The sequence below is a fragment of the Clavibacter capsici genome (genome assembly GCF_001280205.1).
In the GTDB taxonomy this organism is placed as follows: domain Bacteria; phylum Actinomycetota; class Actinomycetes; order Actinomycetales; family Microbacteriaceae; genus Clavibacter; species Clavibacter capsici.
In genome coordinates this window covers 2207886-2223671 of the sequence record NZ_CP012573.1, presented here as the reverse complement: position 1 = coordinate 2223671, position 15786 = coordinate 2207886, and the positions used below count along the sequence as shown (strand labels likewise).

Here is a 15786-nt window from a genome sequence, read left to right as displayed (position 1 = left end):
CCGTGCTCGTCGTCCACGATCCGGCCGAGGTGCCGGCGGGCTTCGGCCCGAGCGCCGTCACCATCGGCAAGTTCGACGGGGTCCACGCGGGGCACCGCGCGGTGATCCGGCGCCTCCTCGGCATCGCCGCGGAGGAGTCGCTGTCCTCCGCCGTCGTCACCTTCGACCGCCACCCCGCCGCGCTCCTGGCGCCCGCCGCACGGCCGCAGAGCCTCGTGAGCAACCGGCAGAAGATCGAGCTGCTCGCCGAGCTCGGCGTCGACGCGACCCTCATGCTCCCGTTCGACGAGCGCCTCCAGCGGCTGAGCCCCGAGGAGTTCGTGCGCGCGGTGCTCGTCGACGCCCTCCGCGCGCGCGTCGTGCTCGTGGGCGAGGACTTCCGCTTCGGCGCGCAGGGCGCGGGCGACGCGGCCACGCTCACGCGCCTCGGCGAGGCCCACGGCTTCCGCACGGTCGTCGTCGGCGACGTGATGCCCGACGGCAGCCGCAAGGTCTCGTCCACGTGGATCCGCGACCTCATGGACCGCGGGGACGTCGAGGCGGCCGCGGAGCTCCTCGGCCGCGCGCCCGCCGTCCGCGGCCTCGTCGTGCACGGGGAGAAGCGCGGTCGCGAGCTCGGCTTCCCCACGGCGAACCTGTCGCCCGAGGCCGAGGGCCTCATCCCCGCCGACGGCGTCTACGCGGGCTGGCTCCGCGACGGCGACCGCACCTACCCGTCCGCCGTCTCCGTCGGCACCAACCCCACGTTCGCGGGCGTCCGGCCGCGCGTCGTCGAGGCCTTCGTGCTCGACGAGACGCTCGACCTCTACGACCACGAGGTGGAGGTCGTGTTCGTCGCGCGGATCCGCGGCATGGTCGCCTACGAGGGCCGCGACCCGCTCATCGCCCAGATGACGGACGACGTTATCCGCACCCGGGCCGTGCTCGGGACCTAGGCGTCGCCCTCGGTCTGCGCCTGGTCGCCCTCGGGGCGGGGCGTGCGGCCGAAGAGGTACATGATCAGCGTCGAGGCGGTGGCGTCGATCGCGGGGCCGTGGCCGACGCTCCACCCGGCGTCCGACGCGCGCAGCGTGCGGGCCCGGAGCACGCCGCGGACCTGCGCGGGCGCGATGGCGGCGCGCGCCACGGCGACGGCACCGGTGGAGCGGTGGTCGAGCTCCAGGTCGACCTTGAGCGCGTGCGCGATGTCGAAGGCGTGCACGACCACCTCGAGCAGCTCGGGCAGGCGCTTGCGGCCCTTCCCGGCGCGCTTCTCGGCGGCGATGGCGCGGATCCGGGCGACGAGCTCCTCGGGGGAGCGTGCGGCCTCGTCGGCGCTGAGGTCGTCCATCGCGTGCATCGGGTTGAGGTGGGGGCGGCGGCGCAGGGATCCCACGGCCGTGCGCACCATGGCGGCGTTGCTCGCGCCGACCCGCCACACGATGTGCCCGGCGACGTCGCGCACGGTCCAGCCGTCGCACATGCTGGCCGCCTGCCAGCCGTCGGCGTCGAGCGACGCGAGGAGGTCGGCGGTGCGGTCGAGCACGTCCGCGATCTCGGCGCTCCAGACCCCGGTGACCTTGGCCTCGGGCTCGGACGGGCGCTGGCTGAGGGGCAGGTGCCGGGAGATCTCGCTCATGGCCGAGAGCCTATTCCGGCCGCCGTAGAATCTGGTGGTGACGACGACTCCCGCAGCTCCCCGTGCGGGCGCGCTCCTCGCCCTGGTCGGCATCGTGCTGGTGGCCCTGAACCTCCGCACCGCCGTCGCCGTCTTCTCGCCGATCGTGGACGAGATCGGCCGCGACGTGTGGCTCGACAGCGTCTCGATCGGCGTGCTCGGCGCCCTCCCGCCCGTCTGCTTCGCGCTGTTCGGCCTGCTCGCGCCCGCGATCTCCCGCCGTCTCGGCCTCGAGCTCACGGTCGTCGTGGGCCTCGTCGCCATGGTCGTCGGGCACCTGCTGCGCGCCGGATCCGACGCGGTCGTCGTCTTCGGCGCGGGCACGGTCCTGTCGCTCGCGGGCATGGGCCTCGGCAACGTGCTGCTGCCGCCGCTCGTGAAGAAGTACTTCCCCGGCCGGATCGGGCCGCTCACCTCGCTCACCACCGTGATGCTGTCGATCAGCACGGGCGTGCCCTCGCTCGTCGCCGCGCCGCTCGCGGACAGCGCGGGCTGGCGCGTCGCGATCGGCGCGTGGGCCGCGGTCGCCGTCGTCGCGCTCGTGCCCTGGGTGGCGCTGCTCGTGAACCACCGCCGCGACACCCGCCGCGAGCGCGCGGCCGCGGCGGCGCTCGACCAGGTGGAGGAGGCGCCCGCCGCGATCACCGGGCGCGTGTTCCGGTCCCCGGTCGCGTGGGCCCTCGTCGGGATCCAGGCCGCCTCGTCGTTCAACGCGTACGCGATGTTCGCGTGGCTGCCCGCCCTCCTCCAGGACACCGCCGGGCAGACGGCCGTGGAGTCCGGCGTGCTCCTCGCGGTGTTCGGGTTCATGGGCCTGCCGACGGCGATCGTCATGCCGATCCTCGCCGCGCGCATGCGCAACGTCGGGATCCTGATCCAGCTCGGCGTCCTCTTCTTCGTCGTCGGCTACGTCGGCCTGCTGGTCGCGCCCGGCGCGGCGCCGCTCGTCTGGGTGGCCGCCGCCGGGCTCGGGCCGCTGCTGTTCCCGCTCGTCTTCGTGCTCATCAACCTGCGCACCCGCACGCACGGGGGAGTGGTCGCGCTCAGCGGCTTCGTGCAGGGCATCGGCTACTCGATCGGCGCGATCGGGCCGCTGCTGTTCGGCGTCCTGCACGAGCTCACCGGCGGCTGGACCGCGCCCTTGCTGATGCTGTTCGCCATGGTCGCCGTCGCGTCCGCGTCGGGCTTCTACCTCGCGAAGCCGCGCATGCTCGAGGACACCTGGGACCGGACGACCCGCGAGGCCGCGCGCGACCGCTGACCGTCGCTCGCGCGGACGGCCGCGGACGGCCGCGCGCACCCGCCCCGTTCATCGCGCGACCGCCCCGCGTCCATCGGGCGTCCACCTCCCGTCGTGTCTATTCGGCAGGCTGCGAAATGCACCCGCACAGCGACACGGAGGACACGGATGACGAACGACGCACGCACGACGGTGAGCCGCAGGGGCCTGCTCCAGGGAGGGGCGGCGGTCGGCGCCGGCGCGGCCATCGCCGCGCTCGGATCCACCCCCGCCGCCCGCGCGGCCGGCGCGCCCGCCAAGGTCGGCGGCTACCTCTGGCTCGAGGGCGACCACCACGTCCACACCCTCTTCAGCAACGACGGCAAGTACCGCGTCCGCGACCACATCCGCCAGGCCGTCGCGAACGGCGTGCAGTGGATCGTGCTCACCGACCACGGCAACACGGCGCACGCGACCAAGGGCAGCGTCGACCAGATCGTCCCGTTCATCGAGGAGGCGCGGAAGGAGTTCGGCTCCGAGATCGTGATCTTCCACGGCCTCGAGTGGAACATCCCCGGCGCCGAGCACGCGACCGTGTTCGTGCACCCGCAGGGCGACGCGATCGGCGTCCTCACGGAGATCGAGGAGCGCTGGGACGCGCGCGTGAAGGGCACGCGCGACGGCACCCCGGCCAACGAGGCGCTCGCCATCGAGGGGATCCGCTTCCTCGACCAGGCCGTCGCCTCGCGCCGCGTCAAGGACGCCGTGATGCTCCCCAACCACCCGTCGCGCCAGGGCATCGACTCGCCGCACGAGCTGCGCGCGTGGCAGGACGCCGGCCCGCGCGTGGTCCTCGGCATGGAGGGCGCGCCCGGCCACCAGGCGGGCGGCCTGCCGTCCCCGCACAGCACGGCCGGCGGGCGCGGCCTCTACGGAAACACCCCCGGCAAGTACTCCTTCCCCGGCTACCCGGCCGAGTCGTACCGCACCTGGGGCGGCTTCGACTGGGTCACCGCGACCGTCGGCGGCGTCTGGGACTCCATGCTCGCCGAGGGCCGCCACTTCATCGTCACGGCCACGAGCGACAGCCACAACGTCTACCTCGACACCACCGAGGTCGGCCCGGGCAGCGACTACGAGCGCGACGGCCGCATGGTGGATCCCGTCTACCGCGGCGGCGTCGACACCGACGAGAACGACTTCTGGCCCGGCCACTACAGCCGCACCCACGTGGGCGCGGTCCGCCAGGACCACACCTCGGTGCTCGACGCGATCCGCGCCGGCCGCGTGTGGGTCGACCACGGCGGGCTCGTCGACTCCATCGACGCGCGCCTGGTCCTCGAGCGCGGCCGCACGATCCCGCTGGGCGGCACGCTCATCGGCAAGCGCGACCGCAGGGTGACGGTGACGGCGGACATCATGACGGCCTCGCGCCCGAACCGCGCGGGCTTCGTGCCGGAGCTCGCGCGCGTCGACGTGATCGTCGGCCGGATCGACGGCCCCGCGGCCGACCGCGACGCGATGACCGCGCCCGCCACCCGCGTCGTCGCGCAGCTCCCGGTCGCGCAGCTCGCCGCGATCCCCGGCGGCTACCGCCTGTCGCTCGAGATCACCCCGCCCGGCGACCGCTTCTACGTGCGCCTGCGCGGCACCGACGGCAAGCGGCAGCAGCCCGGCTTCCTCGGCGCGGCGATCGATCCGGCGGGCCCCGCCATCGACGTGCTGGGCGACGCGGACCCGTGGGAGGACCTCTGGTTCTACACGAGCCCGCTCTACGCCGAGCTCTCCTAGCGGGGGAGCGCGACGGCGGTCGACGGGAGGGTCCGGGGGACCCGCCCGGCGACCGCCGTCAGAAGCTGGGGACCATCTCCCGGCGGTGCACGAGCGCGCCCGCGCCGATGATCGGGCCGTCCTCCGAGAGGCCGGACGGCACCACGCGCGTCTTCGTGACGAAGCCGAACTGCTCCCGGAGCGCGATGGGCTCGCGGATCATGTCGAAGAGGTCGGGCGTGACGCGGCTGAACCCGCCGCCGATCGCGACGACGTCGAGGTCCACGAGCGAGCTCGCGGACGCGATGGCCCGGCCGATCGCGAGGCCCGCGCGCCGCACCGCCCGCACCGCGAGCTCGTCGCCCGCGCGGTAGCCCGCCGCGAGGTCCTCGCCGGTGGATCCCGTCCACCCCTGCGCGCGCGCCCACGCGACGCTCCTCGGCCCCGACGCGATCGCCTCGACGCAACCCTGCCCGCCGCACGTGCAGGGGTCGTCGAAGCCGGCGACCTCGACGTGGCCGATGTGGCCGGCGTTGCCCGTGGATCCCGCGGCGGTCCGGCCGCCGAGCACGAGCCCGCCGCCGATCCCCGTGGAGACGATCATGCCCATCACGTGGTCGTGGCCGCGTCCCGCGCCGACCCAGTGCTCGGCGAGGGTGATCGCGAGGCCGTCCATCTGCAGGGTGGTCGGCACGTCGGGCGTGAGCTCGGCGACGCGGTCGCGGAGCGGGTAGTGGCGCCAGGCGGCGACGTTGAGGGGCGACACGAGGCCGCGCCGCACGTCGACCGGGCCGGCGGCGGCGAGGCCGGTGCCGACGAGCAGGGCGTCGTCGGGGAGCGCGGCCAGGGCCCGGCGCGCGACGCCGAGCACGGCGTCGAGCAGCTCGTCGGCGGATCGCTCCGGCCCGGTGGGCGCGCGGAACCGGCTGCCCTCGAGCACGCGGCCCGCGTCGTCCACGAGCGCCGACTCCACCTTGGTGCCTCCGAAGTCGACGGCGAGCGCGAGCGAGCGAGGCATCTTCGTCCTGTCCCGGCCCCGGATCCGCCGGGGGCCGGCGTCCAGGATACGGCCGGGGCGCCGCGCCGCCGAGGCGCGGCCCGTCATCCGGGCCCTCACACCTGTGAGGAATTCGCGGGCCGCACGGGCGGTCCGCGCCTAGGCTCGGCACGTGGATCCCGATCACGCCCCCAGACAGACCCCCCGCGAGGGGTCCGACCCGCGCGCCGAGGGGGCCGCATCCGCCCGCCGCGGCGGCGCCCTCGACTTCGCCGACGCCGCGGAGGCGCGCCTCGCCTCCCGCGAGCTCGACGAGGGGATGCCCGCGTCCGACGACCTCGACGACCTGCGGATCAGCCGGGCCCGCTTCCCCTCGCTCCCCGGCGCCGTCCTCTCCGAGGCCCGCGAGTCCACCGTCCTCCTGCCCTACCAGTTCGTGTTCCGCCGCATCATCGACCTGCCCGCCCTCATCGTGTGGGATGCGGTCTCCGACCCCGACATGGTCTCCGGCTGGCTGGCCGAGGCGTCCATCGAGCAGGAGGTGGGCGGGGACTTCTGGTTCGAGTGGATGACGGTCCCGGACCGCAGCCTCGCCTCCGCGTCCGGCGGCACCGTCACGCGATTCGACGAGGGGAGCGCCGTCGACTACACGTTCGTCCACGAGGGCGAGGTCACGGCCTGCTTCCGCCTCCGGCTCCAGGAGGTGCCCGGCGGCCCCCGCGACCGGCAGACCGAGCTCGTCGTCACGGTCTCCGGTGTGCTCCCGGCGGGCATCGCGAACGTCCTCAAGGCCAGCTGGCGGATGCACCTCGACCTGCTGGCGGACCTCGTCCACGGCCAGCCCGTCGACTGGTCCACGTGCGAGGCCGAGCACGGCGCCACGTGGCGCCGGTACCTCGCCGAGCTCGAGTCCGCCGAGGGCTGATCCCGCAGGCGTCGCCCACCGCGCGTCCCGGCTCCTGGGAGCCCCTTGCCAGGCTGATTGCCTAGCGTGAGGGAATGACATCGCCGAGTCCCGCCTCCCGTCTCGCCCTCGTGACCGGAGCGACGGGCTACATCGGCGGTCGGCTCGTGCCCCGCCTCCTCGCGGCCGGCCTGCGGGTCCGCGTCCTCGTGCGGGATCCCCGTCGCCTCACCGACGTGCCGTGGCGGGAGGACGTGGAGGTCGTCCAGGGCGACCTCTCCGACGCGTCCACGCTCGGCCCGGCGGTCGCCGACGTCGACGTCCTCTACTACCTGGTGCACGGCATGGGCGCGAAGGGCGACTTCGCCGCCTCCGAGCGCGCCTCCGCGGAGCACGTCGCCGAGGCCGCGCAGGCCGCCGGCGTCGCCCGCATCGTCTACCTCGGCGGGCTGCACCCCGACACCGACGAGCTCTCGAAGCACCTAGCCAGCCGCAAGGCCGTGGGCGACGTGCTGCTCGCGAGCGGCGTGCCCACCATCGCGCTGCAGGCGGGCGTCGTCATCGGATCCGGGTCCACGTCGTTCGAGATGATCCGCCACCTCACCGAGGTGCTCCCGTTCATGCCCGCGCCCGGATGGGTGCGCAACTTCATCCAGCCCATCGCGATCCGCGACGTCCTCTACTACCTCGTCGCCGCGGCGGACCTGCCCGCCGACCTCAACCGCACCTTCGACATCGGCGGGCCCGACGTGCTCCGCTACGGCCAGATGATGAACGGCTACGCGGTCGAGGCGGGACTCCCGCAGCGGCCCATCGCCTCCATCCCGATCTTCGCGCCCCGGCTCGCCGCCCACTGGGTCAACGTGGTCACGCCCATCCCGCGGACGCTCGCCGTGCCGATCATCGAGTCGCTCCAGTACGACTGCGTGATGGGGGAGCACGACATCTCCTCGTACATCCCGGACCCCGAGGGCGGGCTCACCGGGTACCGCCGGTCCGTGCGCCTCGCGCTCGGCAAGATGCGCGACGGCGTCGTCGAGACCAGCTGGAAGGACTCGGCCGTGGTCGGCGCGCCCAGCGACCCGCTGCCGAGCGATCCCGACTGGGCCGGCCACACCGTCTACCTCGACCTCAAGGAGCGCTCCACGGATGCCGCGCCCGAGGACCTGTGGGCCGTGATCGAGTCGATCGGCGGCGACAACGGCTGGTACTCGCTGCCCGTCGCCTGGGCGGCCCGCGGCTGGATGGACAAGCTCGTCGGCGGCGTGGGCCTGCGTCGCGGGAGGCGCAGCGCCACCACCCTGCAGACCGGGGACGCGCTGGACTTCTGGCGCGTCGAGCACATCGAGCGCGGATCCAGCCTGCGGCTGCGCGCCGAGATGAAGCTGCCGGGGGAGGCCTGGCTCGAGCTCAGCTCGACGCCCCGCGAGGACGGCGGCAGCGACTACCGCCAGCGCGCGATCTTCTTCCCGTCCGGCCTCGCCGGCCGGCTCTACTGGTTCTCGATCCTGCCCTTCCACGGCGTGATCTTCACGTCGATGGCCACCCGCATCACGGCGAAGGCGCTCGCGGCCACGCGTCGCCGCGAGGCGGAGCGTCCCCGCGAGGGGGCCGCACGGTGAGCCGGCGGACGGGGGCTCCGCGGATCGGCCTCGTCGTCCTCACGCTCGTGGGCATCGCCCTCGCGTCAGCCGGACTCGCGACCGCGGTGACGATGAGCGTGTCCGCGCCCGTCGAGGCGCGGGCGGACCTGGCGTCCATCGTGGGCGACGAGCCGGCGACCCCGCGGACGCCGGCCGCAGCCGCCACGCCGGATCCCGCGGCCTCCGAGGAGTGGAAGCCCGTCCCGGTCGACGCCGCCGGCAGCCGCAGCATCACCGACCTCACGGACGGCGCCGTGAGCCGCGTCACGGTCGACGTGCTCGGGATGGACCTCAGTCCCGGCCAGGCGGGCGCGCTCGTCGCGACGATCCTGTCCCTGCCGCTGCTCGTCGCGGTCGCCGTGCTCGTCGCGGCCCCGCGCCCACGCCGCTGGTGGCGGCGCCTGACGCGGCGCTCGCGCGCCTGACCGCGCAGGTCGGGCCGATGACATCCCCGGACGCGGGGACCATGATGGGCACGACGAGAGGCGGATCCATGGCACCCCGCACGCGCACGACCGTCCTCCTGGGCGACAGCCTCGCGGAGGACGGCGGATGGGGCGGCATCGTCCCGGGCCCGGACGGCGACGACGCCGCGTCGACCGTCGACCTCGGCCGCCCCGGCCAGACGACGGACGACGTGCTGGCGCTCCTGCCCGACGTCGTCGCCGCCGACCCGGGGACCGTCGTCGTCTCCTGCGGCACGCACGACCTCGGACGGCTCCGTCTCGGGCCCGAGGCGACGGTCCGCGCGCTCGAGACGATCCTCGCCCACCTCCGGCGCGACCTGCCGGCGGCGCGGCTGCTCGTGCTCTCGGTGCCGCCGCGGGGGCGCGAGCACGCCGAGCGGATCCGCGTCGTCAACGTGCACATCCGCCAGTACGCGCCCGCCGTCCGCGCCCGCTACGTGGACCTGTGGCCGGCCCTGGGGTTCGGCGACGGCGAGCTCGACCCGACCCTCAGCGACGACCGGCTGCACCTCGGCGCCGAGGGCGAGGCGGCCGTGCGCGCGGTGCTCGCGCCCGTGCTCGCCGAGCGGGCCGACGGGGCGGACGAGGCGGACGGCTCCGCGGATCCGCCCGCCGAGACCGCGGGCCGCTAGCCCTCGGGGGCGCTCGGGTCGGCGGAGCGCAGGGCGGCCACGCCCGTGAGGATCACGGCGAGCTTCCGCCGCCACCAGTCCCGGGGCGTCGCGGCGGATCCCGTCGACACCTCGCCGGCGAAGCGCGCGGTGACGCGGTCCATGGTCCCGAGCGCGTCGCGCTGGGCCTCCTCCTCGCGCGCGTGCAACGCGTCGGGCGCCCCCGCCGAGTGGGCGGGCCCGCCTCGACGCGAGGCATGCGGGGAGGCCACGTCCGCGGGCCGGTCGGCGGTGATGCCGTCCGCGGCCAGCGCGAGCAGCCCGCGTCCCATGGGGGCCGGCACCTCGGCGTCGTCGATCGGCGCGGACGACACGGGCACCCGGTCCGCCCGGCCGCCCGCGGCGAGCACGCGCTCCCAGCCGACGTAGGACTCGACGCCGATGTCGAGCACGGTGTCGAGCACCAGCACGGCGTCCGCCTCCGTGAAGCCCATGCGGGTCAGGTCGCTGATCGACCGCGTGAAGCGGAGCACGGCCTGCTCGGGCGCGGTGTCGAGGTGGTGGATGGCGCTGGCGAGGCCGGGGTGGCGGTCGTACATGTCCCACACGCGCTCGACGGCCTCCTCGAGGTACGTCCGCCACGACGCGTCGTCGGGCGCGGTGAGCACGGCGTCGGGGAGGTCCGGCACGACCGGCCAGTCCATGCCGGCGATGGCGGTGTCGCAGGCGAGGAGGACGATGTCGTCCCGGCTCGCGACGTGCCGGTACAGCGTCGAGTGGTCGACGCCGAGGCGATGCGCCAGGGAGGTGAGGGTGAGGGTGCTGAGGCCGACGTCGAGGGCGGCCTCCGCGATGAGCCGCCGTGACACGCGTGCGGGCCTCCCGACCCGACCGGCTCGCCGTTCCATGGCGTCGATCCTACCGTGGCGCCGACACTGCTTAGGGGACTAAGGATCCCGCGGGAGCCCTGCGCCGGAGGGCCCGGCTAGCGTGGGAGCATGCCCGACACCCCCACCCCCTTCTCCGAGCTCGACGACCTCATCGCCATCCCGCGCCTCGGCGGTCTCGTGCTCTCGCCCGACGGACGCCGCGCGGTGCTCACCGTCACCACCCTCGATCCGGCGCGCACCGGCTACCGCCACGCGCTCTGGGTCGTCCCCGCGGCGGGCGGCGGCGCGCCGCAGCGTCTCACCCGCTCCGCGAAGAGCGAGGGCGGCGCGGCCTTCACCGCCGACGGCGACCTCCTCTTCGTCTCCTCCCGCCCCGACGCCGACGACGCCGACGGGGGAGAGGCCGCCCAGCTGTGGATCCTGCCCGCGGCCGGCGGCGAGGCGCGCGCGATCACGAGGCTCGCGGGCGGCGTGGACGGCATCGCGGCCGTCGCGCGCGACGCGGCCACCGTCGTCGTGCAGGCGCCGATGCTGCCCGGATCCGGCTCCCTCGAGGCCGACGCGGTGGCCCGGAGGAAGCGCGCCGACCTCAAGGTGAACGCGGTCCTGCACGAGAGCTACCCGGTGCGCTACTGGGACCACGACCTCGGCCCGGACGAGCCGCACCTCCTCGCGATCGACCTCGCGGACGCCCTCGTCGAGGAGCCCGCGCAGCCGACCTCGGCGGACGCGGCCGCCGCGCTCGCCGCCGAGGCGGAGTCCGAGGACGGCGGCTCCGCCGCGTCGGCGCTCGCCGCGACCGCGCTGCCGTACCCGACCTCGCTGCCGCGCCCGCGCGACCTCACCCCGCGGCCCGGCCGCACGCTCGACCACGCGGCCGCGGCGCTCAGCCCCGACGGCCGCACGCTCGTCGCCGCGGTCGGCGTGAAGGAGCGCCGTGGCCACCGCCAGACGCTCGTGACGATCGACGTCGCGACCGGCGAGCGCACCACGCTCCTCGACGTGCCGGGCGTCGACCTCGAGATGCCCGCCATCAGCCCGGACGGCGCGCTCCTCGCCTACATCCGCACCGACCGCGCGACGCCCGCCGCGCCCACGCAGCAGGAGATCTGGGTCCAGGCGCTCGACGGATCCGACGCCCGCCGCGTCGCCGCCGACTGGGACCGCTGGCCCTCCTCGCTGCAGTTCGACGTCGACTCCGAGGCGCTCGTCGTCACGGCCGACCAGGACGGCCGCGGACCCGTGTTCCGCATCGGCCTCGACGACTCCGTCACGCAGCTCACGACGGACGACCACACCTACACGGACGTGCGCCTCGACCGCGAGACGGGCGACGTGCTCGCGCTCCGCTCCTCGTGGATGGCGCCCGCGCACCCCGTGCGCGTGTCGGCCGCCGACGGGTCCGTCACCCGGCTCGCGACGCCCGCGCCGATCCCCGCCACCACCGGCAGCCTGACCGAGGTCGAGACGACGGCCGCGGACGGCGCCCGCGTGCGCGGCTGGCTGATGCTGCCGGAGGGCGCGTCGGCCGAGGCGCCCGCGCCTCTGCTGCTGTGGATCCACGGCGGCCCGCTCAACAGCTGGAACGCGTGGAGCTGGCGCTGGACCCCGCAGGTGATGGTGGCCCGCGGCTACGCGGTGCTGCTCCCGGATCCCGCGCTCAGCACCGGCTACGGCCTCGACTTCATCGCGCGCGGCTGGGACGCATGGGGCGAGGCGCCGTACACCGACCTCATGTCGATCACGGATGCCGTGGAGGCGCGCGCCGACATCGACGAGAGGCGCACGGCCGCGATGGGCGGCTCGTTCGGCGGCTACATGGCCAACTGGGTCGCGGGCCACACCGACCGCTTCCGCGCGATCGTGAGCCACGCGAGCCTGTGGGCGCTCGACCAGTTCGGGCCGACCACCGACTCGTCGCAGTACTGGCAGAGCATCTTCTCGCCCGGCGGTCTCGACCGGAACTCGCCGCACCACTCGGTGCGCGACATCGTGACGCCCATGCTCGTGATCCACGGCGACCGCGACTACCGCGTGCCGATCGGCGAGAGCCTGCGCCTCTGGTCGGAGCTCGCCGAGCACCACGCGGCCGACGACGGCACGACGCCGCACCGGTTCCTCGTGTTCCCGGACGAGAACCACTGGGTCCTGAAGCCCCAGCAGTCGGTGGTCTGGTACCGCACGGTCCTCGCCTTCCTCGACCAGCACGTGCACGGTGCGGAGTGGAAGCGGCCCGAGGTGCTCGGCTAGCGGGCCCGGTGCCGGGTCCGGGCGCTCAGGCGAGCGCCCGGACCAGCTCGCCGAGGTCGGCGACCTCGAGGTCGACCGGGTCGCCGGCGTCGGGGCGGTCGGCGCCTGGCCGGGCGACGTAGACGGTGCGGAAGCCGTGCGCGGCGGCGGCGCGCAGGTCCCAGGGGTGCGCCGCGACGAAGAGCGTCCGCGCCGCATCCAGGTCGAGCGCGTCGATCGCGTGCCGGTACGCGGCCGGCGCGGGCTTGAAGGTGCGGACGGATCCGGTCGTGAGGACCGCGTCCCAGGCGATCCCCTCCGCGTGCGACAGGCGGGCGAGGGCGGCGAGGTCGCCGTTGCTGAGGCCCGCGACGAGCCGCTGCCGACGGAGCGCGGTCGTCGCCTCCCGGACATCCGGCCACGCGCCGTGCTCGCGGTCCGAGCGCGCGGCCCGGGCCCGGATATCCGGCGTGGGCGCGCCGCCCAGCTCGGCGATCGCCTCGGCTGCCGCCTGGCCCATGAGCTCGGCGTGCGGCCGCCAGTCGGCATCTCCCGCGACGACGGCGGACATGCGCACCTGGAGGATCGCCTCCCACCTGCGGCGGAGGTCCTTCGCGGAGGCCAGCCCGGCATCCGCGGCGATGTCGGCGGCGACGCGCGCCCAGGTCGCGTCCTCGTCGACGAGCGTCCCGATGACGTCGAACACGACCGCGTCGACGAGGTCCGGGGAGAAGCGCGTCCTGGCCATGGATCGCAGTCAACCGGGCATCGGCGCGCGGGGCACCTGCCGCGACCGGGCCTCAGGCCTCGTCGCGGTAGACGACGCGGCGCTCGCCCGCGCGGACGGCGGCCGACAGGCGGTTGCCGGCGGGCGGGAGCGGGCAGTTCATCCAGTCGGAGAAGCCGCAGGGCGGCACGACGGCGCGCGTGAAGTCGAGGGTCACGGGTCCGTCGCCGTCCGGGCGGGGGAGGAAGAGGAAGCGGCTGGGCGCGTAGCTCTCGCGGCCGGTGGTCGCGTCGGCGAAGACGAGCTGCAGGCGGTCGCCGTCGGCGAAGGCGCTGAGGCGCACCTCCTCGCCCTCGATGGTGACGACGATGTCGCCGGGCACGGGCAGCTCCCGCGTGCGGCCGGCGTCGGCGATGTGCTCGAAGGGGATCACGCGGTCGTCGTCGACGCGCTCGAAGCGGCCCTCGAGGATCCACTCGGGTGCGTACGGGTAGACCTCGATGTCCTCGAACGCGCGGTTCCTGGGGCTCGCGGAGTCCCACAGCCGGTAGCCGTGCTCGGGCTCGCCGGTGTCGAGCGAGGTGCGCTCGATGCGCGTCAGCTGCACGGTGTCGGGCTGGCCCTCGAGCGCCTCGAGGTCGCTGACCTCCTGGCCGGGCTCGAGCCACGTCGTCTGGATCAGCGCGAGGCTGCCGAACGGGCTCGTCACCGCGGCGAGGCGGGCGCGGTGCCAGGCCTCGTAGCGGGCGAGGGCGTCGGGGTCGGCGGCGTCGGGGCGGGCGGCATCGGTCGTCGTGTCGGTCACCTGAGGGTCAACGCGCCAGGGCGGGACGCATTCCCGGGCGCCCGCGCGGAGGCCGCACGGAGGCGGCGGGTATTGACTGGATCCACCGACGGAAGGACACCCCATGGCACGCACGGTCGCCGACCAGCTCATCGCCCAGCTCATCGAGGCGGGGGTGAGCCGCATCTACGGGGTCGTCGGCGACAGCCTCAACCCCGTCGTGGACGCCGTGCGGCGCACGGGCGGGAGCCGCAAGGGCGGCATCGACTGGATCCACGTGCGGCACGAGGAGGCCGGCGCGTTCGCCGCCTCCGCCGAGGCGCAGCTCACGGGCAGGCTCGCGGTCTGCGCCGGATCCTGCGGGCCGGGCCACCTGCACCTCATCAACGGCCTCTACGACGCGCACCGCTCGGGCGCGCCCGTGCTCGCGATCGCGAGCCACATCACCACGAACCAGATCGGCTCCGGCTACTTCCAGGAGACGCACCCCGACCGCCTCTTCGTCGAGTGCTCGCACTACACGGAGATGATCTCGACCGCCGTGCAGGCGCCGCGCGTCGTCGACCAGGCGATGCGGCACTCGCTCGCGCTCGGCGGCGTCAGCGTCATCACCTTGCCGGGCGACGTCGCCGAGTTCGAGGCGGAGGGCGAGGCGCCCGCGTTCTCGCTGCCCAGGCGCCCCGCGATCGTGCCCGCCGAGGAGGACGTGCGCGCGCTCGCCGCCGCCATCGACGAGGCCGAGAGCGTCGCGATCTTCGCGGGCCGGGGCGCGGGATCCGCGCACGCCGAGCTCATGGAGCTGGCCGACAGGATCGCCGCGCCCGTCGGCCACTCGCTGCGCGGCAAGGACGTGATCCAGCAGGACAACCCCTTCGACGTCGGCATGACCGGCCTCATCGGCTACGGCGCCGCGGCCGCCGGCATCTCGGGCGCCGACCTGCTGATCCTCATCGGCACCGACTTCCCCTACGACCAGTTCCTGCCCGGCAAGGAGGTGCGCACGGCGCAGATCGACATCGCGCCCGAGCGCCTCGGCCGCCGCACCGACGTCGACATCGCGATCCACGGCGACGCGCTCTCCACGATCCGCGCGGTGCTGCCTCTCGTCGAGCGGAAGACCGACCGGCGCTTCCTGGAGAAGCTGCTGAAGGAGCAGGACAGGAAGGTCGATCAGGTCGTCGGCGCGTACACGACCAAGGCCGAGAAGCTGACGCCCATCCACCCGGAGTACGCGGCCAGCGTCCTCGACGAGGTCGCGGCCGACGACGCGGTCTTCCTCAGCGACACGGGCATGTGCAACGTGTGGACCGCGCGCTACATCACCCCGAACGGGCGCAGGCGGATGCTCGGGTCGCTCGTGCACGGGTCCATGGCGAACGCGCTGCCGATGGCGATCGGCGCGCAGGTCGCGCACCCGGGGCGCCAGGTCGTCTCCGTCTCGGGCGACGGCGGGCTGTCGATGCTCCTGGGCGAGCTCGTGACCGTGGCCGCATACAAGCTGCCCGTGAAGGTGGTCGTGTTCAACAACTCGACGCTGGGCCTGGTGAAGGTCGAGATGCTCGTCGACGGGATCCCCGACTTCGGCGTCGACGTGCCCATGGTCGACTACGCGGCCGTGGCCGCCGCCCTCGGGATCCACTCCCAGCGCGTGGAGGACCCGGCCGAGATCCGCGGCGCGCTCGAGGCCGCGTTCGCCCACGACGGGCCCGCGCTCGTCGACCTCGTGACCGACCCGATGGCGCTGTCGATCCCGCCGGAGATCACGGCCGCGCAGGTGAAGGGCTTCGCGCTCTCGATGTCGAAGATCGTGATGAACGGCGGCGTCGGCGAGGCCGTGAAGCTCGCCCGCTCGAACCTGCGCAACATCCCGCGGCCGTGAGCGATTCCG

At 74.7% G+C, this 15786-nt stretch carries 14 protein-coding genes; 9 read left to right on the top strand and 5 right to left on the bottom strand.

Annotated features, from left to right (window positions below; translation table 11 throughout):
* The first annotated feature begins 2 nt into the window (after positions 1 to 2).
* Positions 3 to 935, top strand: a complete 933-nt coding sequence (locus AES38_RS10445) for a bifunctional riboflavin kinase/FAD synthetase (protein ID WP_053774919.1) — start codon at positions 3 to 5, stop codon at positions 933 to 935.
* Here AES38_RS10445 and AES38_RS10440 read toward each other — a convergent pair.
* Complete coding sequence (locus tag AES38_RS10440) at positions 932 to 1618, bottom strand: maleylpyruvate isomerase family mycothiol-dependent enzyme (RefSeq protein ID WP_053774918.1); 687 nt, start codon at positions 1616 to 1618, stop codon at positions 932 to 934. The genes AES38_RS10445 and AES38_RS10440 overlap by 4 nt on opposite strands.
* 37 nt (positions 1619 to 1655) lie before the next feature.
* On the opposite strand from AES38_RS10440, the gene AES38_RS10435 reads away from it, so the two are divergent.
* Both AES38_RS10435 and AES38_RS10430 read left to right on the top strand, forming a co-directional pair.
* Positions 1656 to 2918 carry an MFS transporter gene (locus AES38_RS10435; RefSeq protein ID WP_244629158.1) on the top strand — a complete coding sequence of 421 codons (1263 nt, stop codon included), beginning with the start codon at positions 1656 to 1658 and terminating at the stop codon, positions 2916 to 2918.
* A gap of 147 nt (positions 2919 to 3065) precedes the next feature.
* Positions 3066 to 4667, top strand: coding sequence for a PHP domain-containing protein (locus AES38_RS10430; protein WP_053774916.1), 1602 nt, complete (start codon positions 3066 to 3068; stop codon positions 4665 to 4667).
* A 58-nt stretch (positions 4668 to 4725) separates the two neighbouring features.
* Here the strand turns inward: AES38_RS10430 and AES38_RS10425 are convergent, their stop codons facing one another.
* Positions 4726 to 5664 (bottom strand): ROK family protein, encoded by a 939-nt coding sequence (locus tag AES38_RS10425; protein WP_053774915.1) that lies wholly within the window; start codon positions 5662 to 5664, stop codon positions 4726 to 4728.
* Between the two features lie 151 nt (positions 5665 to 5815).
* Between AES38_RS10425 and AES38_RS10420 the strand changes: the two genes are divergently transcribed.
* The 4 genes from AES38_RS10420 (at position 5816) to AES38_RS10405 (ending at position 9289) form a co-directional block, all read left to right on the top strand.
* Positions 5816 to 6568 (top strand): SRPBCC family protein, encoded by a 753-nt coding sequence (locus AES38_RS10420; RefSeq protein WP_053774914.1) that lies wholly within the window; start codon positions 5816 to 5818, stop codon positions 6566 to 6568.
* Between the two features lie 74 nt (positions 6569 to 6642).
* A complete protein-coding gene (locus AES38_RS10415; protein ID WP_053774913.1) occupies positions 6643 to 8169 on the top strand; it encodes an SDR family oxidoreductase in 1527 nt (508 codons plus the stop codon).
* Positions 8166 to 8615, top strand: coding sequence for a hypothetical protein (locus AES38_RS10410; RefSeq protein WP_053774912.1), 450 nt, complete (start codon positions 8166 to 8168; stop codon positions 8613 to 8615). The genes AES38_RS10415 and AES38_RS10410 overlap by 4 nt, the downstream gene beginning before the upstream one ends.
* Positions 8616 to 8683: 68 nt before the next feature.
* Positions 8684 to 9289 carry a GDSL-type esterase/lipase family protein gene (locus tag AES38_RS10405; RefSeq protein WP_244629157.1) on the top strand — a complete coding sequence of 202 codons (606 nt, stop codon included), beginning with the start codon at positions 8684 to 8686 and terminating at the stop codon, positions 9287 to 9289.
* On the opposite strand, the gene AES38_RS10400 is transcribed toward AES38_RS10405, so the two are convergent.
* Positions 9286 to 10137 carry a TetR/AcrR family transcriptional regulator gene (locus tag AES38_RS10400; protein ID WP_244629156.1) on the bottom strand — a complete coding sequence of 284 codons (852 nt, stop codon included), beginning with the start codon at positions 10135 to 10137 and terminating at the stop codon, positions 9286 to 9288. The genes AES38_RS10405 and AES38_RS10400 overlap by 4 nt on opposite strands.
* A gap of 129 nt (positions 10138 to 10266) precedes the next feature.
* Here AES38_RS10400 and AES38_RS10395 point away from each other — a divergent pair, with 129 nt between their 5' ends.
* Positions 10267 to 12408: a S9 family peptidase gene (locus tag AES38_RS10395; RefSeq protein ID WP_053774910.1), complete on the top strand. Its 2142-nt coding sequence runs from the start codon at positions 10267 to 10269 to the stop codon at positions 12406 to 12408.
* A gap of 25 nt (positions 12409 to 12433) precedes the next feature.
* Here the strand turns inward: AES38_RS10395 and AES38_RS10390 are convergent, their stop codons facing one another.
* Positions 12434 to 13135 (bottom strand): haloacid dehalogenase type II, encoded by a 702-nt coding sequence (locus AES38_RS10390; protein ID WP_053774909.1) that lies wholly within the window; start codon positions 13133 to 13135, stop codon positions 12434 to 12436.
* Positions 13136 to 13187: 52 nt separating this feature from the next.
* Positions 13188 to 13919: a DUF1684 domain-containing protein gene (locus AES38_RS10385; RefSeq protein WP_053774908.1), complete on the bottom strand. Its 732-nt coding sequence runs from the start codon at positions 13917 to 13919 to the stop codon at positions 13188 to 13190.
* A gap of 103 nt (positions 13920 to 14022) precedes the next feature.
* Between AES38_RS10385 and AES38_RS10380 the strand changes: the two genes are divergently transcribed.
* Entirely contained in the window at positions 14023 to 15777 is a 1755-nt protein-coding gene (locus AES38_RS10380; RefSeq protein ID WP_053774907.1) for a pyruvate dehydrogenase, read from the top strand.
* The last annotated feature ends 9 nt before the right edge of the window (positions 15778 to 15786 follow it).